We start from the raw sequence: 19,496 nt of genomic DNA on the forward strand, positions 1-19,496 counted from the left end.
GGCGTCCTCGCGGCCGCGCTGCAGGCCTTCCACCCGCGCCACACCCGGCGCGTGCGGGGCCGCGACGAGGCCGACCTGGCCGCGCGGCTCGGCCAGCTCCTCGCGCGCAAGCTGCCGATCCGGCTCGCGCGCCAGCTCAGCGCCCAGTTCAAGGAGCGCGAGCAGGAGGGCTTCGACAGCCGCGACTGGCGCGCGTGGGTCCAGCGCTCCGGCGATCGCGTCGGCCTGTGCCTGTCGCGCAACCTCGGCGCCGCCCTCGACATCCTCGGCCTGCCCCAAGAGCCAGGTGAACGCAGCGCCGCCCTCAAGGCCCGCGCCGCCCGCGACGGCGACCTCCGCGATCTGCTGGTGTTCGCCGTCAGCCCGGCCTACGTCGCCGCCCGGCGCGGCCTCGGCTTCGAGGTCAAGACCCGCTGACCTCGGCTCCGCGCGCCCACCCTGGGCGCGTACCGGCCTGCGCGCGGTCGGCCTCGCCGATCGCCGATCGCCGTCTTCGGCCCCGCGCGGGCCTTGCGGCGCCCGGCGAATCGTGGACAAATCGGTCCCTGCACATGCACACCGCGTCGCGCCTCACGCTCTCGCTGTCTGCGGCCCTCGCCCTGCAGGCTTGCCTCGACCCCAACGCCAACACCGAGAGCGCCTCGACCACGACCGGTCCCGGCACCCCCGGCACCGACACCACCAGCGGCGTCCCGAGCGACCCGACCACCGGCGATCCGACCGGCGACCCGCCCGTCACCACCGGCGCCGACCCGGTCTGCGGCGACGGCTTCGTCGACGCCGACGAGGAGTGCGACCTCGGCCCCGCCAACGCCGACGACGGCGACTGCACCACCGCCTGTCGCAACGCCGTGTGCGGCGACGGCCTCGTCAACCTCGCCGCCGAACAGTGCGACGAGGGCCCCGACAACGCCGACGACGGCGCCTGCACCACCGCCTGCCTCCCGGGCGTGTGCGGCGACGGCCTGGTCAAGTCCGACGAGGCCTGCGACGACGGCGTCAACGACGGCAGCTACGGCGGCTGCGCCGCGGACTGCAGCGCCCTCGCCCCGGCCTGCGGCGACGGCCAGCTCGACGGCGAATTCGAGGACTGCGACGACGGCCCCGACTGCCTGCCGACCTGCAAGTTCGCCCGCAGCTGCCTCGACTGGCAGGCGGCCGATCCGGCCGCGGTCAGCGGCGTCTTCACGATCCGCCGCGAGGGCATCATGGAGCCGCTCGACGTGTGGTGCGCGCTCGAGGCCGACGTCGACGGCGGCGGCTACACCTTCCTCAAGGTCGACGCCTCCGGCATGAACCCGAACGCGCCCTCGGCCAGCAGCGCCGAGACCACCTGCGCCGACTTCGGCATGCGACTGTTCGTCCCGCGCAGCGCGGCGCACCTGGTCGCCGCGCATCAGTTCGCCGTCGCCGACAACCTCCCGCCGGTCGGGGGCGGCATGACGGGGAGCGGCGCCGACTACCTGCAGATCCTGGGGATCTATCCGGTCACGCCGGGCGAGAGCTGCGTCGATCAGCCGCTCAACGCCGAGGCCTGCCCCGAGTGGCGGGCCGGCGACGAGCAGACCTGGTGGGTCAGCGACGCGGCCGTGGGCAGCGGCGAGCCCGACACCATCGGCGCCTGCTCGGGCTGCTCGATGCTCTACCAGTGGAACCAGGACGGCAGCGTGAAGAGCTACAAGGCCCTGCCGCAGCCGGGCGGCTTCAGCTTCCGCTTCCTGTGCGACGTGGGCGATAAATTGCCCTGACGCGCGCGGCGGGTTGTGTCATTTTTTCGCCATGGCTCGCTTACCCCGCAAAATCGCGCTCTTCGTCGCTCTGGCGCTCGTGCCCGGCTGCATCATCACGGGCGGCAACACCACCGGCGACTCCGACACCAGCAGCGAGTTCGTGTGCGACGACCCGAACTCCTACCTCGACGGCGAGACCTGCTACTGCGACCAGGGCTACGAGTACTGCACCGACGACCCCGACGATCTGTCGTGCTGTCCGATCGACGACACCACCACCTCGCCGAGCGTCGGCACCACCACCGTCGAGCCGACCTCGACGAGCGCGCCGACCACCACCGAGCCGACCACCGAGACCGAGGCCACCAGCCTCCCGGAGACCACGACCACCGGCCCGACCAGCACCACCACCGCCGAGACCACCGAGGGTGAGAGCACCACCACCGGCGGCGTCGAGTGCATGGGCGCCCAGCCGCCGCCCGACGGCTGCAGCAACGGCCAGTTCTGGTGCACGATGCCCGAGGCCTGCGGCCCCGAGGGCAGCGAGGTCTACCGCTGCGAGGGCAACGAGTGGGTGCTCGAGCCCAACCTCGCCAAGGACAGCTGCAACTTCGACGGCTACGACTTCGCCTACGGCTGCGTCGACGACGGCAAGACCGTCGAGTTCGTGTGCGGCGACGGCCCCGGCACCCCGTGCGACAACGCCGACGCCTCCACCTGCGCCGACCAGACCAACCTCAACACCTGCATCTACGGCAAGCTGGCCGAGTTCGACTGCTTCGTCCAGTGCACCGAGGTCGGCGACGACATGATGGCCCTCTACGACCACGGCTTCTGCGGCGACGACATGGGCACCTCGGTGTGCCTCTGCTGCGACATGGGCGATCCCGGCTGCCCGATCTAGCGGCGCGCGACCGAAGACGCGGGGCCGTGGAGAGCTGGGTGACGGCGGGCACGGAGCGGCGGAGCAGGTCCCTTGTATGTTCCCCACACGAGGTGAGCCCGACGAGGGGAGGCCGAAGGTCCCTGGGGCTTCGAGCCCGTTCGCGAGTACCCGGAGCTCGGTCGTCTGAGCCGCCGCGAGATCAGCGCCCTCGTCGGCGTCGCTCCCATGAACCGCGACAGCGGCCGCCAGCACGGCAAGCGCTCCATCAAGGGCGGCCGCAGCGAGGTCCGCGACATGCTCTACATGGGCGTCGTGAGCGCGGCGAAGTGGAACCCGCCGATCCGAGCCCTCTTCGAACGCCTCACGGCCGCCGGGAAGCTCTTCAAGGTCGTCATGACGGCCTGCATGCGCAAGCTGATCGTCATCCTCAATGCCATGGTCGCTCATGGCAGGCCCTGGTCGAATCCGGCTTGACGCCGCGACACAACTGCTCGCGATGGCGGCGGTGGCGGGGCCCTCCCAGGCAAAGTGCTCGGCGCCTCGGGCTTCGATGGCGAGCTGTCGTTAAGGACAGGTTCGTTCGTGCCTCGCGGACGATGCCGCCTGCGCGCGGTTGCCTGCGGTCCCTCCGCCTTTGTCCCACCGCCCCCCTCCGAACACCGCCGGCCCCGCATGGGCCCCCGCTCTCCACGAATTCGGCGTTCTGAGGGGGGCCGGTGTTCCCGGACTCTCCGGCTGGCGAGCGAGCAAGAACAGGACGAACGAGCGGGCCGGGTAGTAATGGATCTTTTCGTCCGACAGGGTCATGTAGGGCCGGGGATCGGGCAACGGACCCGGCGGCGTGCTCACTACGTAGCGCGGACCCAGATGAGCCCCGTCCTACGGCTTCAGACGACCGCGAGCCTGCTTCCTGCTGGGCGTGCAGCCGGACGTCGACGCGCGAACTCGCTCCTTGATCCCCCTGCAGGAAAGGCCCTAGCTAGCTCATGCTCCGAGACTTGTGTTTTATGAGCTTCGCTCCGCCGTCCCCCTCCTGTGCCCTCCGCCCGCTTCTGGTTGTGACGCTTGGCCTCTGGGCCATGGCGGCGCCCTCGGAGGCTCACGCAGTCGAAGTCTCGCTGGTCCCGCCGTCCGTCCCCGGCGTCACCTGCGTCAACATCACATACGACTGCGTAGAGCCCTCCTTCGTGGAGGTCTCCGTGGACGCCACGATCGCGGGTACGTACACGCCCGGCCTGGACATCTTCACGGTCCCGCGGTCGATCTGTTTCACGGAGGCTGCCTACGGTGGCGGGATCCGGGTGATCGCGGTCGAGGCGGACTGCGAGGGCCAGGTCCCCAAAAACACCACGGACAGCGTTTCGACCACCTTCGCCAACCCTCCTGTCGGCCTCGAAGGGATCGAGGACGAGCAGGTCGAGTGGAGCGCGGGTGACACCATCTCCATCCTCGTCCATGCCCAGGACGAGGACCTCGACGTCGCCGTGGACTTCAGCGCGGTCGCCAGCGACTATATGCCCGGCGACGAGATCGTCACGGACCTCGGCGGAGGCGACTACGAGGTCGACTACACGCTCTCCGTCGCAAATACGAGAAGCGCCGGCGAGTACCGCCTCCCAGTCGAGATCTCCGACGGCACCGTAAGCCGGACGTACTCCGACGCCGTCCTGGTCCGCTACACGCCGTCGCCGACCGGTGTGATCGAGTTCCAGGACGTCCTGAACGGGGACTTCGTTTTCCGCGACATGCCTACCGGTATATACACCGGCGTGTCGCTCACCTCGGCGCTGATTCGACCGCAGCCCGGCGCCCTAGCCAAGGTCTTCGCCGAGATCTGGTCGGAGAACAACCTCGATGGTACGGCGCTCATCCTCAACGCGCGTGAGGCCGGGACCGACGGCTATGCGTCGACCGAGGTTTGGATCTCGGGGTCGACGTGCTCGTCGACCCCACCCATCGGGTGCATCGCCGAGTTCGAGGTGCCGCTGACGATCCGTCCCTCGCGGATGGATGACGTCGCCGACGAGGACGAGATCGACGTCGAACTGAGCCTCGGACTTTACACCCCGACCGGCCCGGTCTTCACCGTCGCCGCACTCGTTCCGATTCCGTGGCTCGTCGACAAGCAGCCAGCGAACACCATCGCCATGAGCGGGCGACTCCTGTACGAGCGCCTCCGCCAAGGCGCCAAGGAGGACATCAACAACCCCAATCACCCAGAGTACGCGATTCTGGAGGTCACTCCGGAGGTAAATCCCGTTCGACGCGTGACGATCGAAGTCACGGACGCCTGCTCCCACACGTATACCACGCGAACCAGCGAGACGGGGTTCTGGCAGACGTACGTGCCCAAGGAGTGCGCCAACACGACCTACTCGCTCAAGGCCCGGCCGACCACCTCCAACTTCGGCATCTACCGGGTACGGACGCGCGACTTCGACGACCTCGTACCCGTCATCGAAATCGCTACCGCCAGCGTGCCGGGCACGACGAAGGCGTGGGGCACCGAGTACTTCGACTTCTCCAGCCTCAGCGTCGGCGAGTTCCGGACGTTCATGGCCGGCCTCCGTGTCCAGGAGTGGGCCAAGCCGTATCTGGTGGGTGATGCGAAGGTGAGCTCGTTCCCATGGTTGAGCATCAGGTATGAGGGCGGAGCCGAGTCCAAGCCCTCCTGCGCGCCCACTTCGTGCTACACGGCGGACACTGAGATCGTTCACGTGAACGCTGGCAACAGCAACGACGATTCACAAGACGAATTCACGCTCTTGCACGAGTGCTTCCATTGGTTTCAGCACATGTTCATGGCGAGATTGGACGGCAACGGGAGCCCGTCCACCTACGCATGGGCAGGGGCCTTCGGCGAGGGCTTCGCCTCGATGATGCCAGCGGTCCTGCGCGGCGATCGATGGGCATTCCGCGACCTGAACTTCGGCAACGAAGGCAAGGGGTATCACGATGCTGAACTCCTCGACTTCCAGGGAACCTTTACGCTCGCGGGGAACATCGCGAACAACTGGTTCCCGGCGCTTCCGTACGACCTCTACAACACGGAGAACGACAAGGGCAGCGGCGGCTGGTCATGGCGGCTCCTGTGGGACTTCTTTGACGACTCGGACCTCGAGCCCGAACACGAGTTCGCCCGATATGACGCTGACGGCACCAGCGACATCAGCGCGTCGAACCCCCCTGTCGTCGACTATGGCCTGCTGTTCGACGACATCGGCTCCGCGGCGATCTTCCAGGACGTTATTGTCCGCTACCTCGGCGGCAACCACATGCCTGCCAACACCTCCCGGCCCGGCCTCGACACGCGCGGGGGGCTCGGGCTCGACATGACAGAGTTCCTCGACGGCATTCTCTGCCGCGGGCACCATGAGTGGGAAGACATCGAGTGGATCGTGCACGACGTCATGGATTTCGCCGCCTACGACCCTGCGAACGCGCCGACGTCCTGCCCTTGATGCTGGCGACCGGTCGCTCAGGCGGAGACGCAGCGAAACCCACTATCAAGCGTCTCGGCGGCGTCGTCCTCGCCGCCGCCTTTGCGCCTTGATGTCCGCAACGAGTAGCCAATGGGGCTGAGGGAGAACCCCCCCCATCCCGCGTTGCGCCGGGCGAGAGAGGTTCCTATGGGTTCGCGAAACGGATCCTTTGGGGGGAGATCTCCGTACCCATTGTCGTCATACCCATCGGCGGCCCACTCCGCGACGTTCCCCGCCATGTCGCACAGACCATACACTGACGCTCCCTTGGCACAGAACATTCCGACTGGGGTCAGAGTCTGATACGTTTCGCGGTACGGGCACTCGGGTCCTGGAGTCATGGTGACGTAGTCCGTGGGCTGGAAGTTGGCGTGTTCACAGGTCGGCTCCGACATGCCCCACGGGTACTTGCGCCCGTCGATACCGCGGGCGGCCTTCTCCCACTCTGCTTCGGTTGGGAGCCGCTTGCCAACCCACTCGCAGTACGTCTTGGCCTGAATCCACGTCACCGACGCCGCGGGCATCTCATCGAGCCCGGGTACGAAGACACCGTTGTCTTTTTCCCCCTGATACCACTCCGCGTCCCAGCGCGGCGGCGGCGCGCACACGCCCGCGTCCATGCACTTGCGGTACGCCCCCTTCGTCACCTCCGTCTTGTCGATCCAGAACGCGGAGACGTTCACCTCCCGGTATGGTAGCTCGGACGCGGGGCACGGCCCGGTGAGCTCGTCGGTGTCGACCCCCTCACGGCAGCCCATCCAGAACAGCCCAGCGGGGACGTGCATCATGCCGTCCTTCTCCTCGGTGCACGTCCCCGTGTCCGGGTTGCAGCTCCCCTGGCTGCACGTCAGGTCGAGGTTGCACGGGCAGCCAAGCGTCCCGCACGAACAGGGCTCATCACCCTTGCACGTCGGAACGCCTCCGGTCTCGCCGCCCGTCCCTGCCGGCGTGCTCGAGCTGCCCGCTGTCGTGCCGGACGAACTTCCCGCTGTCCCTGAAGCGCTATCCGTCGTACTCGGCCCCGTAGTGCTCGACCCTGTCCCCGATGGAGCGCTGCAGCAGCATGCGGTGACGAGCCACGATGCCGCGATACATTCCAACACGAAGGACACTCGACGATGGACTGGATCCGCGAGCTTATGCATCACGGGCTCACCCCACCCGAAGACTCCCGGTACGTCAAGGACCATCGCTCAACGCGCCGGGACAAGACCGCGCAAGCCGCGAACGCCCGGATTTTAGCGACCGGCTAGCGAGCCTTCTCAGGTCGCCGTTGTCCGCCGACCGCAAATCGCGCAACCAACGCCTCGAGCTCGGGCGGGGCGGCACGCGCCGGCACTCGAGGTGGTTGGGGAGCTCGCCGGTGCAGAGGAGGAAGATGGTCCCGCCGAGCCCGAAGACATCGAAGCCCGGAGGGTCGGCCGTACGAGCGCAGCCTCGGGCGGGGTGAACCCGGGCGTGCCGTAGGCGCCCCCTCCCGGCCTTGCCACAAGTCACCGGGTTCTTGACAAGAATGCCGCAAGTACCACCGACCAGGACGCCCGCAGTGGCACCGGCGAGCGCACCGGCGATCGAGCACTTGAGCTCCCTGGCTTCGAGCGGCTCGATGGGCGTGGCGAGCGCCTCCTCGAGCTGATTTTCGGACCAGACCTGCATGATGCTCGCCGCGACCGCTTCCACCTGCTCCGGGCGGAAGTCAGAGCAGTCGACAGCTCGGCGCGCCTCGACTCTACGCCGACCCGTGACCGACGAGCACTTCTTCGCACCGCTCGACCTGTCTCTGTGACCAGGTCATCGTCGGAACCCGGGGCGCCGCACGGCCCCCTGGTCGGCCGCCCAGGCGATCCAGAACGCGTCGTCGGGCTCGACCTCCGCCCGCACGGCCCCGGCGATCGGCGCGTCCCGGAGCGCCCGCTCGACGAATTCGTCGGGCAAGAGCAGCTGGTGGACCTCGACGTAGTGCGCCAGGCCCTCCGGCCAGACCCACACGCCGTCCGTGAGGCACCGCGAGCCCATGTGCGCGTCCGCGATCCCGCAGTCGAACCGGCAGAACGAGAGGCCGCGCCACGCCGCGAACACCTCGCCGCGCCGCAGCCAGTCGGCGATCCGGCGCAGCTGGCCGGGATCTTGATCCGTCGCGACCAGCGCCTGCGGCTCGGGATAGTCGCCATGCCACTCGTCGCGCCAGTAGCCCACGGCGCGCAACGGAGGCTCCAGGGGAAGCACCGGCTCGACGCCACCGGCTCGCCCGTCTCGCCGCCTCGCTGGCATCGCCCCGCCCCGACTCAGCGGCGCGCCAGCAGCTCGGCGTGGTGGCGCAGGTGGTCGCCGATCACCGTCGCCACGAAGAAGTACCCGTGGTCGTAGCCCGGGTGCCGGCGCAGCTCGATCGGCTGGCCTGCCCGCTCGCACGCCGCCGCGAACACCTCCGGCCGGAGCTGCTCGCCGAGGAACTTGTCGGCCTCGCCCTGATCGATGCGCAGCACGTCGGCGCGGCGGCGGCCGCCCTCGATCAGCGCCGTCGCGTCGTAGTCGCGCCACAGCGCCGCGTCCGGCCCGAGGTACGCCGAGAACGCCTTGATCCCCCACGGCACCTGCGACGGCGTGACGATCGGGGCCAGCGCCGACACCGAGCCGAACAGGGCCTGCTCGCGCAGCCCGAGCACCAGCGCCCCGTGGCCGCCCATCGAGTGGCCCATGATCCCGAGCGCGCCGGGCCGCTGCGGGAAGTTGGCGGCGATCAGCGCCGGCAGCTCCTCGGCCACGTACGAGTACATGCGAAAGTGCGGCGCCCACGGCGACTGCAGCGCGTCGACGTAGAACCCCGCGCCCTGCCCGAGGTCGTAGGCCGGGTCGTCGGCGACGTCCTGCCCGCGCGGGCTGGTGTCGGGCGCCACCACGATGAGCCCCAGCTCGGCCGCGTAGCGCTGGGCCCCGGCCTTGACCGTGAAGTTCTCCTCGGTGCACGACAGCCCCGACAGGTAGACGACGACCGGCAGGGCGCGCCGCGTGGCCTCCTCCGGCACGAACACCGACAGCCGCATCTCCGTCCCCGTCGCCGTCGACGCGTGGCTGTAGGTCCCCTGTACGCCGCCGAAGCAGCGGCTCTCGCTGATCGTCTTCAGTGCCATCACGGCGACCGTAGCACCCGCCGACCCACGCGGGAAGCCACGCCCGTCACTCCACCGCGACCGGAGGCATCGACGCTCGCCTGGCCGATCGGTCAGGCGCTAGAACCGGCCGCTGAGGCCGATGCCGCCGCCGCCGCGGTTGAACGTCGGGAACAGCGACAGCTGCGACGCGCGCTCGCGGTTGAGCCGGCGGTGCTTGGCCAGCTTGACCGAGGCCAGGACGATGAGGCCCACGCCGGCGACGGCGACGAACACACCGGCGACGGTGACCAGGTCGCCCTTGACCTCGGGCCGCAGCTCGACCTGCGTCAGCACCCCGGCCGAGTCCCCGCCCGTGTCGGTGCCCGTGTCGGTGCCCGGGTCGGTGCCCGTATCGGTCCCGTCGCCCTCCTCGCGGAAGCGGACGCGGCCGCGTTCGGGGAGCGTCTCGTCGACCGGGTCGAAGCGCGGGCTGGTGCGGGCCCAGTAGGTCAGCGCCACGCCGCCCGCGGCCATCACCGTGCCGACGGCGAACGCCGCCCCGATCCACGGCGGCGCCGAGGGCTGCATGATCGCGCGGTTGAACGGCCGCCCGCCCGGCGCCGTGTCGATCTCGGGCGCGATCTTCTTGACCTTCGGCTGCGCCTCGTCGATCCGCTTCATCAATTCTTCGAGCCGCTTGCGGGCGTCGGCGGTCTCGGGGTAGCGGTCGCAGGCGGTGCCGTAGCGCTTCTTGCAGGTGCGCAAGTAGTCACCGATGATGAGCTGCCCGCGCTGGAGCATCTCGACCTCGCCGGTCTCGACGAACAGCTGCTCGTAGGCGGTGACCGCGTTGAGCAGCATCGCCGAGCGGACCGAGTGGTTCGACTCGTTCTCGGACAGGGCCTCGAGCGCCTTCACCCACAGGCGGGCCGCCTCGCGGTAGTCGCCCTCGTCGAATTGGGCCGACGCCTCGGCGTCGAACTGCAGGGCCAGGGTGTCGCTGCCGACGTTCGGCTTGCGCGACATCGTGATGCCCGAGCCCCGCTGCGGCCCCGCGCCGCTGGTGGCCCGGGCCCCGGGCGCGACCTGGCCCTCCTCGAGCGCGTCGGGGATCCCCTCGTCGCCGGCCTCCGGCATGTCGGGGTCGATCGGCCTGCTCGTGCTCGCGGTGCCGGCCGGCGCCGCTTCCTTGGTCTTCGCCGGCTTGGCCGCCACGGGGGGCGCGATCAGCGAGGCTGCGAGCACGACGCACAGGCCGTGGAGCGGACGACGCGGGAGCTGCATGGACGTCCGTGAGGATGACGCGACCCCCCGGCCTCGCGCAAGGCCCCGCCGAAATCGCCAAAACGCCTCTCCGCGGCCGCCCTGGCGCCATTTGGGCACGGCCGGAGGTCAACTTGACACGCCCGTCTGTCAACCTGGCGCTGCGCACCTGCGCACCCCCTCGGTTTGCGCCGAAAACTCGCCTCGCGCGCGCACATGTGCGAGCCCCCTGGGCGTGACCTCGAGCGAGGCAGCGGCCCCCGACTGCGGCGGCGACCCGATCGCCGAGCCCGCGGAGGGCTCGCCGTCGCCCGTGGCGGACGCGGGCGACGAGCGGCGGGCCATGGACCCGTGGCTGTTCTTCGCCGCCATGTCGCTGGCCTGCCTCGGCCTCGTCATGGTCTACAGCGCCAGCGTCTACACCGCCCGGGTGCGCTACCACGACTGGGAGTACTTCCTCGGCCGTCAGAGCGTGCTGTTCGCGCTCGGCACCGCCGTCATGGTCCTCACCTCGCGGCTCGACTACCGGCTGTTCCGCCGCTTCGCCCCGCACCTGATGGGCATCGGCCTGCTCGGCCTCCTCCTCGTGCTCGCCGTCGGCGACGAGGTCAACGGCGCGCGCCGGTGGATCCGCGCCCCCGGCATCAACATCCAGCCGAGCGAGCTCGCCAAGGTGTTCCTGGCGATGTTCCTCTCGTCCGTCCTGGCCCGCCAGGGCGAGCGCGTGCGCCGCTTCAAGGCCGGCTTCCTCCCGCCGCTCCTCGTCGCCTCGATCACCATGCTGCTGGTCCTGCTCGAGAAGGACCTCGGCACCACGATCCTCCTCGGCGCCGTGACCCTCACCGCGCTGTTCGTCGCCGGCACGCGGATCACCTACGTGGTCGCCGCCATGATGCTGGCCGCGCCGCTCGCCTGGTCGCAGATCGTCGGCGTCGGCTTCCGCAAGGGCCGCCTGCTCGACTTCCTCTCGGGCGAGCAGTCGTACCAGATCCAGCAGTCGCTGATCGCCGTCGGCTCGGGCGGCACGTGGGGCCTCGGCCTCGGCGCCGGCCGGCAGAAGCTCGGGTTTTTGCCCGAGAACCACACCGACTTCATCCTCGCCAGCATCGCCGAGGAGCTCGGCCTCGTCGGCGTATGGACCGTCATCGGCCTGTTCTGCCTGCTGGTGTGGCGCGGCCTCGTGGCCGCTCGCGGCGCCCCGGACCGCTTCGGCACCTACCTCGCCGTCGCGCTCTCGGCCCTGTTCGGCTTCCAGGCCCTGATCAACATCTCCGTCGTCCTCGACGTGATCCCCGCCAAGGGCATCACCCTCCCGTTCCTGTCGTACGGCGGCTCGTCGCTGCTCGTCAGCATGGGCGCCACCGGGATCTTGCTCTCGATCTCCCGCCGCCCGCGCCCGTGGCGGATCAGCGACCAGCGCAGCCGCGCCCCCGCGCCCGAGCGCCCGTCGCGGACGGCTCGCCTCGCGCGCACCGGCGAGCCGCCGCGCCGCTCCTGGTGGCCGTGGAAGCGCGCCCCGGCCGCCGCCGCCGCCCCCGCGCGCCGCAACACCCGCATCGCGCGCCCCTGAGCGGCCGGCGGGCGCATCGGCTGGCAAACCTCATGGGCCCGCGCTCCGCCGCGAGCATCCGCCGCGGCTTCGCCGGACCTGCGCTCCCCAGACGCGCTCGCTCACGGTTGAGCGGCGCACGGCCCACGCCTTCGCGCGGACGGCCGCCGATTCCTCAGCGAGCGCACAACGCACGGTCTTCTGGCGCACGCGTCCTGGCCCCGGCACCGGGCCGCTGGCGGGCGCCGGAGAAATCGCCAATACTCCCGCGCACGTGCCCCTGCGCGCCCTGCCCGAAGCGCTCACCTACCGCGTCGACCTCGCGCCCGGCGAGGTCCTCGCGCGGCTCCGCGGCGACGCCGACGTCCAGGTCGTCGAGGGTTTTCCGGCCCGCAGCCGCACCCGGCGCAAGTTCCTCGCCGAGCTCGGCCCGCGCAAGTTCCGCGTCTGTCAAAACCAGACCGCCGGCGTCGTCGACACCGGGCCGGCCATCATGCGGCGCATGACCCTCGAGGCCGAGCTCGTGCCCATGCCCCAAGGGACAGCCGTCCAGGTCCGCTTCACGCGCGGCCCGTTCGCCCGCCAGGCCAGCTTTTGGATCATGTGGGCCACCAGCCTGGCCTGGCTCGGCCTCACCGGCATCACCGGCGCCAAGCTGGGCCTCGTCGCCATGTTCATGGTCCTCACCGTCCCGGCCTTCTTCTACGACCTCGCCCGCGCCCGCGGCACCGACGAGGAGCGCCTCGAGCTGCTCAACCTCATGGAGCACCTCCTCGGGCCCTCGCTGGTCGGCGACAACCCGCTGGAGAACACCCCCTACCGCCGCCCCCGCCGTCTCCCGCAGGCCACCAGCTGAGGTCCGCGAGCGACCGCGACGGCCTCGCGCGGCTCCGGGTGAGCGCACGTGTTCGTGAATCGGCGGCCGCGATCGCGGCTCCGAGTCATGGCCCCCGGACGCCGCCCGAGACGGCGCCGCGCCGACCCGCGCCTCGACACTCGTTGGCCGCGCGGCTAGCTTTCCCGGGCCATGTTCCGCGTCGTCGTCGCGTCGTTCGCCCTGGCCGTCACCGGCTGCATCTTCTTCCCGCCGGCCGGCGGCACCGACAGCGACGGCGGCACCGCGGGCGAGCCGCCCAGCGAGCTGTTCATCGCCGTGGGCGACGGCGGCAGCATCGTGCGCTCGGAGAACGGCGCCGACTGGACCATCTCCACCTCGGGAGTCACCGTCGCGCTCAACGACGTCGCCTACGGCGCCGAGATGTACGTCGCCGTCGGCCAGGCCGGCAAGATCCTCCACTCCGAGGACGGCGTCGAGTGGGCCGCCTCCTCGAGCCCCTCGACGCGCGACCTCTACGCCGTGCGCTATCACGGCAGCCGCTTCATCGCCGTCGGCGGCGATTACAGCATCGGCGCCGAGACCCTCGAATCGGAGGACGGCATCACCTGGACCCGGCCCGACCTGCCGATGCCCAAGCACATGCTCGTCGACCTCGCCGGCGACGGCGTCACCCTGGTCGCCATCGGCAATTACCAGGCCGACGCCATGAACTTCGGCGCCTTCAACTGGCAGGACGGCGTCGGCTGGGTCCAGCGCATCGACGGCAGCCCCACCGGCGATCGCTACAGCGCCATCGGCCACGGCGCCCCGAACTTCGCCATGCTCGGCCCGAGCAAGGCCGCCTATTCGGGCGACGGCCTGACCTGGAATTACACCCCGCTGTTCAACCTCGCCGCCGACCCGCGCGGCCTCACCTACGGCCCGGGCGGCTGGATCGCCGTCGGTGGCGGCGGCCAGATCCTCGGCTCGAGCGACGCCATCACCTGGCTCGTGCGCGCCTCCCCGTTCATGACCACCCTGCTCGACGTCGCCAGCGACGGCGCCCGCCACGTCGCCGTCGGCGCCGGCGGCAACATCACCTACAGCCCCGACGGCCTCACCTGGACCGCCGTCACCCCGCCCGTCACCGCCGACCTCCGCGGCGTCGCCCACACCCGCCAATAGCGGCAGGTGGCGACGAGCACCTCCCGCTCGTCGCCTCGCCGGTGAGTCTCGCGCAGCCTCGCGCTCCATGAGCCGCGAATCGGCGCCTCGCTCGCGACCGTGACGACCTCGTGGGACGACGACTGCGATCACCCGGCATGAGCCTCCTGCGTCATCCGGGACGAATCAGGAGAGACCGATGAGCGAGAGCGCCGAGTATCATTTCCTGGACCTCTTGATCGATGATTGCGCAGATGGCCTGCGCAAGGTCGCCCTGTCCGCGGACAACCTCACCATCCAGTGGCGAGCGCTTCCCGCCGGCGGGCTGCGCGAAATGCTCGATCTCCTGCGAGATCGGAACGGAGACTATCTACAGTTGAACGTCGGGCGCCTGTTCGACGATGCCGCCGTGTTCCTGGTCCGGCGAGAGACCATCATCAGTTTCAAGGTGACCTCCGAGCACCGCCCGAGCGATCTTGTGCTCGTGCATCTCACAGAGGCCATGATCTCCAGGCTCGAGGATGCGTTGGTGGACGCCATCGAAGATTGGGGGCCGTAGAACCGCGTTGCTCGTCGGTCCCATGGTGGCCCGACATGCTCCCTCCTCGCTACGACGACTCGAAATGGCCCGGTCGCGGCGCTGGAGCGACGGACGCTCGCCACGGCCGGGCGAGGTCGGCCTCGCCCGCATCCCTCGCGCCGACGTCGGGCCAGGCGCCGGGCGTCAGTCGCTCGTCCGAGCGTCGCTTCCTCGCCCCACACTCGCTACCATGGCGTTCGTGTCCTCGCCGCTCTTCACCGCCCCTTCGCGGCTCCTCCTCGCCGCGCTGCTCGGCTGCGGCGCGCGCGTCGACCCGCCTCCCGCCGAGCCGACCTCCGCCGCGCCGCCCGATCCATCGGCCACCGCCCCGGCCGTGGCCGCCACCTGTCCGATCGACCAGCCGGCCGCCGAGGAGCTCCGCCTCGCCGCGGTCGTCGACCTCGGCGACGTCGCCGGCAAGCGCTGGCTGGTCGCGCGCGAGGGCGACCTCCCCGTCCTCCTCCACCTCGACGCTGCAGGTGCGCTCGCGCGGACCCGCCTCCCCGACTGGACCGAGGACATCGCCGTCGAGCGCGACAGCGGCCTGCGGCTGTTCTTCACCGACGAGCCCACCTGGGCGGCCGTCGACCTGCGCGACCGCGACGCCCCCGTCGTCGCCGCCCCCGTCGCCGTCCCGGGCCTCGTCCCCGGCGAGTATCCCAAGGGCGTCGCCAGCGACGGCGCCCGCGCCCTCGTCTCCCTCTACCGCGACGCCCGGCGCCCCGGCGGCGAGCGCCACGACGGCGACACCTTCCTCCTCGACGTCGCCACCGGCGGCCGCCTCGGCCCGCGCGCCGGCATGACCGTGTGGGCCGCCCACTGCGACGCCGGCCGCTGCCTCGGCGTCGCCACCCCCAACGGCGACCGGAAGTCGCGCACCCTCGTCGAGCTCGGCGAAAGCGGCGCCGTCCGGCTCGGCGATCTCGGCCGCTGGGACTGCAGCGGCCTCGTCACCTGGCTCGAAGGCCAGGAGTGGCGGATCGCCTGGTCGGAGCGCAAGACGATCGGCCTCGCCGCCTTCGACCTCGAGGCCGGCAAGCTCCGTCAGGACTCCTTCCCCACCGCCGATCCCGACTGCGCCGACCTCGCTCACCTCGCCCTCCCCGACCGCCACGGCCTCGTCGTCACCGCCGCCGACGCCCGGCGCGCCTTCGTCCCGATCGGCCCGGACCTGCGCCCCGGCGCCCCCGAGCTCCTGCCGAAGTTCGAGCACGCCCGCCAGCGCTTCCTCGCCCTCGGCGACGGCGTCCTCCTCGTCGACTTCGCCGCCAGCGCCGGCCTGCGCCACGGCCCCGAGGACGCCGACGGCGTCCGCGAGTACCACGACGTCTGGCAATTCGCCGGCCGGCGACAGTACGCCCGTCCTGCCCCCGGCGAATGGAAAGCCGAGCCCGCGGTCGCCCTCCCGCACGACGGCGAGCGCGGAGAGATCGCCCGCGGCTACGACGTCCACCTCCTCGCCCGCCCCGGCCACGCCGGCGTCCTGCTCGCCGGCGACGGCCTCCCCAGCACCTGGCTCCCGCTGCGCCGCCCCTGTCCTTGAGGACAGCGCGAGCGTCTCACGGCTGGCACAACATCGCCTCGACCCATTCGTTGCTGCCGAGATTCGGCGGTCCGAACGACCCGTCGGTCTGGCCGGAGATCACCGGCGCACCGAAGCTGGTCACCGCGATGTCGCTCGCGAAGTCGGACTTGTTCGTGCCGCGCTGGCGGGACCACAACTGGGTCCCGCCCTTGGAGTACAGGGTCACGAAGTAGTCGTAGAGACCGGCGTTGCTGCCGCCCAGGTTGCCCGTGGTGAACCCGCCCACGTAGATGTTGTTCGACGCGTCGATGGCGACACCCTTGGGCTCGTCGCCGGCGCCCGTACCGAACATGCGGCTCCATACCTTGGCGCCGGCCGGGTCGAACTTCACGACGAGCACGTCCCCGCCGCCCAGGTACGGATGGAGATCGTACGCCTTGTACACCTGCGCGACGACGATGACGTTGTCGTGGCCGTCGGCGGCCACTCCGTAGCCGTAGTCGGAGTCGTTCGTGCCGAACTGGCGGGTCCACTGTTTGGCCCCGGCCGCCGAGTGCTTGGTGACGAAGATGTCGCTGTTTCCGAGGGAGACGTTGCCGTCGAGCGCTCCCTGGGTGAAGCCGACGACGAGGACGTCGCCGGCGCCGTCGACCGCGATCCCCTCGACGGCCTCGAGCTGCGGCGAGCCGAGCGTACGCGTCCACTGATGGAAACCGCTCGCGTCGTATTTGAGGATGAACAGGTCGTTGCCGCCGACGTTGACGTGTCCGTCGAGGTGGCCGCCGGTGTGGCCGGCGACCAGGACGTCGCCGGCGCTGTCGACCGCGACGTCGACCCCGACGTCGGTGGCGGGGGTGCCCAGCTGGCGGGTCCACAGCTTGGTGCCGTCCGGGCCGTATTTCATGAGGAACACGTCGGCGCCGCCGGCCCCGATGTTGCCGTCGAGCGAGCCGCCGGTCGCTCCGGTGACCAGGAGGTTGCCGGCGGCGTCGCTGGCGACGCCCATGGCGTAGTCCGAGTTGGTCGTGCCGGTCTGGCGCAGCCACAGCTTGGTCCCCGCGGGCGAGTACTTGGTCACGACGATGTCGTTGCCGAACGCGTTGACGTTGCCGTCGAGTTCACCCGAGGTCTGGCCGACGGTGAGTACGTTGTCGGCCGGGTCGACCGCGATCCCGAACGCGCGGTCGTCCTTGCTCGAGCCGAACTGGCGGATCCACTGCGTGCAGGTGTCCTTGCACACGCCGGCCTGGCACGACCCGCTGCGGCAGTCGCCGTCGACCTGGCAGCCGCTCCCGGTCGGGCAGGCGTCACAGCTCCCGCCGCAGTCGGTGCCGGTCTCGTCGCCGTCCAGCAGGAGGTTCTGACACGACGGGGTGAGGCAGTCGGACGGGCACTCGTCGCCGTCGTCGGCGTCGCCGTCGTCGCAGTCCTCCTCGCCCTCCCACACGTGGCCGTCGCCGCAGCTGGCCGCCTCGCACGTCGAGAGGCAAGCGTCGCTGTCGTCGGCGTTGCCGTCGTCGCAGGCCTCCACCCCGGCCCACACGTGACCGTCGCCGCAGCCGGCCGCCTCGCACGTCGAGAGGCAAGCGTCGGTGTCGTCGGCGTTACCGTCGTCGCACGCCTCCACCCCGGCCCACACGTGACCGTCGCCGCAGCCGGCCGCCTCGCACGTCGAGAGGCAAGCGTCGGTGTCGTCGGCGTTACCGTCGTCGCACGCCTCCACCCCGGCCCACACGAAACCGTCGCCGCAGCTCGCGGCCGCGCAGGTGTCGAGGCAGGCGTCGCTGTCGTCGGCGTTGCCGTCGTCGCACGCCTCGCCGGCGTCGACCTGGCCGTCGCCGCAGCTCGCCGGGGCGCAGACGTTGGAGCAGCCGTCGTCGTCGGCGGCATTGCCGTCGTCGCAGCCCTCGCCGGGGCCGACGTGGCCGTCGCCGCAGCTCGCGGCCGCGCAGGTGTCGAGGCAGGCGTCGGTGTTGTCGCCGTTGCCGTCGTCGCACGCCTCGACCCCGGCCCACACCACGCCGTCGCCGCAGCTCGCGGCCACGCAGGTGTGGAGGCAGGCGTCGTCGTCGTCGCCGTCGCCGTCGTCGCACGCCTCGACCCCGGCCCACACCACGCCGTCGCCGCAACCGGCCGCCACGCAGTTGTTGAGGCAGGCGTCGGTGTTGTCGTCGTTGCCGTCGTCGCACGCCTCGTCGCCGCCGATCTGGCCGTCGCCGCAGTTCGGTGGCGCGCAGGCGTTGTTGCACCCGTCGTCGTCGATGCCGTTGCCGTCGTCGCAGCTCTCGCCCGGCCCGACGTGGCCGTCGCCGCAGCGGGCGTCGGTGCAGTCGGCGAGGCATGCGTCGTCGTTGTCGGCGTCGCCGTCGTCGCACTCCTCGTCGCCCTCGACGACCCCATCGCCGCAGACCGCGGGATCAGCGTTCGTGTCGGTCGAGGGTTCGGGCTCGGTCATCGTCGTCGACCCGGACGTCGGCCCGGAGTCGGTGGTCAGCTCGGTCGTCGTCGGCGCCTCGCCGCCGGTGGTACTCGTCGTCGCCAGGGTACTCGTCACCTCGCCGGTGCTCGTCGCGGCCTCCGTGTCGGTGGCCGCGACGGTGTCGGGGCTCGTCATGCCGCCGCCGTCGGCGGTGCAGGCGAACCCGGTGAGTGCAAGGACGGCGACGCGCGCCGTCTTCGAGGGCGAAGGCGTGACGGACGAGAGCATGTTCCAATGACCAGCAGGTCCCAATATCCACGCGGTTGTCGCATGATCGCGGCTGGCGGCGCAAGCCGCAAACCGGCGCCGGCCGCTCGTCTGGCCCGTGAGAGCCCTGGCTCTCCGGCCCCGCGTGACGCGAAATCCGGCGGTCCATCGCCGAACCCAGGAGGGCCTGCGGCCCTCATTCAGGACCGGCGAAACAGGGTGCCGATCGAGCCATCACTCCGCTACCCCACGATGGCCCACCTCGCCTCGACAAGCGGGGCCCGCGACGTTCTCCGCGGGGGCGGACGAGGGGCGGCGAAGCGGGAAGCAGCGGGAGGACCTGAGGCTCGCGCGGAGGCGCCGCAGGTCCATGCACCCGCGACAATCGACCGGAAGCGACCGCCACCATCGCAGCGACAGCGGCGCCGAGCACGTGCCTCGGGAGGACCCGCGTCGCAGGGACCCGCCTTCGCCGCCCCCCGTCCGCCCCCTCGACGATCTTCACGGCCCCGCGTCTTCGCCCGCGCTCTGTCGCTACGACAGACCCGCGCCCCGCGAGCGTTCCGCCCAGTCGAGCAGATCGCTCTCGCACGCGCGCCCACTCCGCCCGCCCCGCCGCCCCAACGAGCGCGCGCAGGACCACCAGCACCAGCTTCGCGCCCGCCCCCGCGAGCAGCAGGCACAGCGCGGCGCCCCGCGCGGCCCCGCCCTCGGCGGCCCCC

The 19,496-nt window shown here is 70.9% G+C and carries 14 protein-coding genes and 1 pseudogene; 10 read left to right on the top strand and 5 right to left on the bottom strand.

Translation table 11 applies throughout. The annotated features are described in order from the left end of the window. From K7C98_RS14420 to K7C98_RS14440, 5 genes and pseudogenes are all read left to right on the top strand, one after another. A partial coding sequence (locus tag K7C98_RS14420; protein WP_224192225.1) for a hypothetical protein occupies nucleotides 1-417 on the top strand: 417 nt, incomplete at its 5' end. Between the two features lie 134 nt (nucleotides 418-551). After that, entirely contained in the window at nucleotides 552-1,748 is a 1,197-nt protein-coding gene (locus K7C98_RS14425; protein ID WP_224192226.1) for a hypothetical protein, read from the top strand. 31 nt (nucleotides 1,749-1,779) lie between these two features. After that, a complete protein-coding gene (locus K7C98_RS14430; RefSeq protein WP_224192227.1) occupies nucleotides 1,780-2,634 on the top strand; it encodes a hypothetical protein in 855 nt (284 codons plus the stop codon). 138 nt (nucleotides 2,635-2,772) lie between these two features. Next, nucleotides 2,773-3,090: pseudogene (locus K7C98_RS14435) on the top strand (transposase); the annotation flags it as partial. Between the two features lie 533 nt (nucleotides 3,091-3,623). Further along, nucleotides 3,624-6,077 carry a hypothetical protein gene (locus tag K7C98_RS14440; protein WP_224192228.1) on the top strand — a complete coding sequence of 818 codons (2,454 nt, stop codon included), beginning with the start codon at nucleotides 3,624-3,626 and terminating at the stop codon, nucleotides 6,075-6,077. Between the two features lie 17 nt (nucleotides 6,078-6,094). On the opposite strand, the gene K7C98_RS14445 is transcribed toward K7C98_RS14440, so the two are convergent. The 4 genes from K7C98_RS14445 to K7C98_RS14460 form a co-directional block, all read right to left on the bottom strand. Continuing rightward, nucleotides 6,095-6,886, bottom strand: a complete 792-nt coding sequence (locus K7C98_RS14445) for a formylglycine-generating enzyme family protein (protein ID WP_263429506.1) — start codon at nucleotides 6,884-6,886, stop codon at nucleotides 6,095-6,097. Between the two features lie 1,003 nt (nucleotides 6,887-7,889). Continuing rightward, entirely contained in the window at nucleotides 7,890-8,303 is a 414-nt protein-coding gene (locus tag K7C98_RS14450) for a hypothetical protein (RefSeq protein ID WP_224192230.1), read from the bottom strand. An 80-nt stretch (nucleotides 8,304-8,383) separates the two neighbouring features. Beyond that, on the bottom strand, nucleotides 8,384-9,229 hold the full coding sequence (fghA, locus tag K7C98_RS14455) for an S-formylglutathione hydrolase (protein ID WP_276572668.1): 846 nt from the start codon (nucleotides 9,227-9,229) through the stop codon (nucleotides 8,384-8,386). A gap of 99 nt (nucleotides 9,230-9,328) precedes the next feature. Next, nucleotides 9,329-10,474: a hypothetical protein gene (locus K7C98_RS14460; RefSeq protein WP_224192231.1), complete on the bottom strand. Its 1,146-nt coding sequence runs from the start codon at nucleotides 10,472-10,474 to the stop codon at nucleotides 9,329-9,331. A gap of 214 nt (nucleotides 10,475-10,688) precedes the next feature. On the opposite strand from K7C98_RS14460, the gene ftsW reads away from it, so the two are divergent. The 5 genes from ftsW to K7C98_RS14485 all read left to right on the top strand — a co-directional run bounded on the left by ftsW (nucleotide 10,689) and on the right by K7C98_RS14485 (nucleotide 16,106). Then, nucleotides 10,689-12,023, top strand: coding sequence for a putative lipid II flippase FtsW (gene ftsW, locus K7C98_RS14465; protein WP_224192232.1), 1,335 nt, complete (start codon nucleotides 10,689-10,691; stop codon nucleotides 12,021-12,023). A gap of 253 nt (nucleotides 12,024-12,276) precedes the next feature. Beyond that, entirely contained in the window at nucleotides 12,277-12,858 is a 582-nt protein-coding gene (locus K7C98_RS14470; RefSeq protein ID WP_224192233.1) for a hypothetical protein, read from the top strand. A 171-nt stretch (nucleotides 12,859-13,029) separates the two neighbouring features. Continuing rightward, entirely contained in the window at nucleotides 13,030-14,004 is a 975-nt protein-coding gene (locus tag K7C98_RS14475; protein ID WP_224192234.1) for a hypothetical protein, read from the top strand. A 178-nt stretch (nucleotides 14,005-14,182) separates the two neighbouring features. Beyond that, a complete protein-coding gene (locus K7C98_RS14480; RefSeq protein WP_224192235.1) occupies nucleotides 14,183-14,542 on the top strand; it encodes a hypothetical protein in 360 nt (119 codons plus the stop codon). A 220-nt stretch (nucleotides 14,543-14,762) separates the two neighbouring features. Beyond that, complete coding sequence (locus tag K7C98_RS14485; RefSeq protein WP_224192236.1) at nucleotides 14,763-16,106, top strand: hypothetical protein; 1,344 nt, start codon at nucleotides 14,763-14,765, stop codon at nucleotides 16,104-16,106. Nucleotides 16,107-16,122: 16 nt separating this feature from the next. On the opposite strand, the gene K7C98_RS14490 is transcribed toward K7C98_RS14485, so the two are convergent. Then, nucleotides 16,123-18,795, bottom strand: a complete 2,673-nt coding sequence (locus K7C98_RS14490; protein WP_224192237.1) for an SBBP repeat-containing protein — start codon at nucleotides 18,793-18,795, stop codon at nucleotides 16,123-16,125. Nucleotides 18,796-19,496 lie beyond the last annotated feature (701 nt).

The organism is Nannocystis pusilla (genome assembly GCF_020073745.1).
GTDB classification, from domain to species: Bacteria; Myxococcota_A; Polyangia; order Nannocystales; family Nannocystaceae; genus Nannocystis; species Nannocystis radixulma.

What these genes read in the sequence shown, in the direction of transcription:
- K7C98_RS14475 (WP_224192234.1), top strand. Translation starts at nt 13,030, where the DNA reads ATGTTCCGCGTCGTCGTCGCGTCGTTCGCCCTGGCCGTCACCGGCTGC.
- K7C98_RS14430 (WP_224192227.1), top strand. Translation starts at nt 1,780, where the DNA reads ATGGCTCGCTTACCCCGCAAAATCGCGCTCTTCGTCGCTCTGGCGCTC.
- K7C98_RS14480 (WP_224192235.1), top strand. Translation starts at nt 14,183, where the DNA reads ATGAGCGAGAGCGCCGAGTATCATTTCCTGGACCTCTTGATCGATGAT.
- K7C98_RS14440 (WP_224192228.1), top strand. Translation starts at nt 3,624, where the DNA reads ATGAGCTTCGCTCCGCCGTCCCCCTCCTGTGCCCTCCGCCCGCTTCTG.
- K7C98_RS14425 (WP_224192226.1), top strand. Translation starts at nt 552, where the DNA reads ATGCACACCGCGTCGCGCCTCACGCTCTCGCTGTCTGCGGCCCTCGCC.
- K7C98_RS14445 (WP_263429506.1), bottom strand. Translation starts at nt 6,886, where the DNA reads ATGATGCACGTCCCCGCTGGGCTGTTCTGGATGGGCTGCCGTGAGGGG.
- K7C98_RS14490 (WP_224192237.1), bottom strand. Translation starts at nt 18,795, where the DNA reads ATGCTCTCGTCCGTCACGCCTTCGCCCTCGAAGACGGCGCGCGTCGCC.
- fghA (WP_276572668.1), bottom strand. Translation starts at nt 9,229, where the DNA reads ATGGCACTGAAGACGATCAGCGAGAGCCGCTGCTTCGGCGGCGTACAG.
- K7C98_RS14460 (WP_224192231.1), bottom strand. Translation starts at nt 10,474, where the DNA reads ATGCAGCTCCCGCGTCGTCCGCTCCACGGCCTGTGCGTCGTGCTCGCA.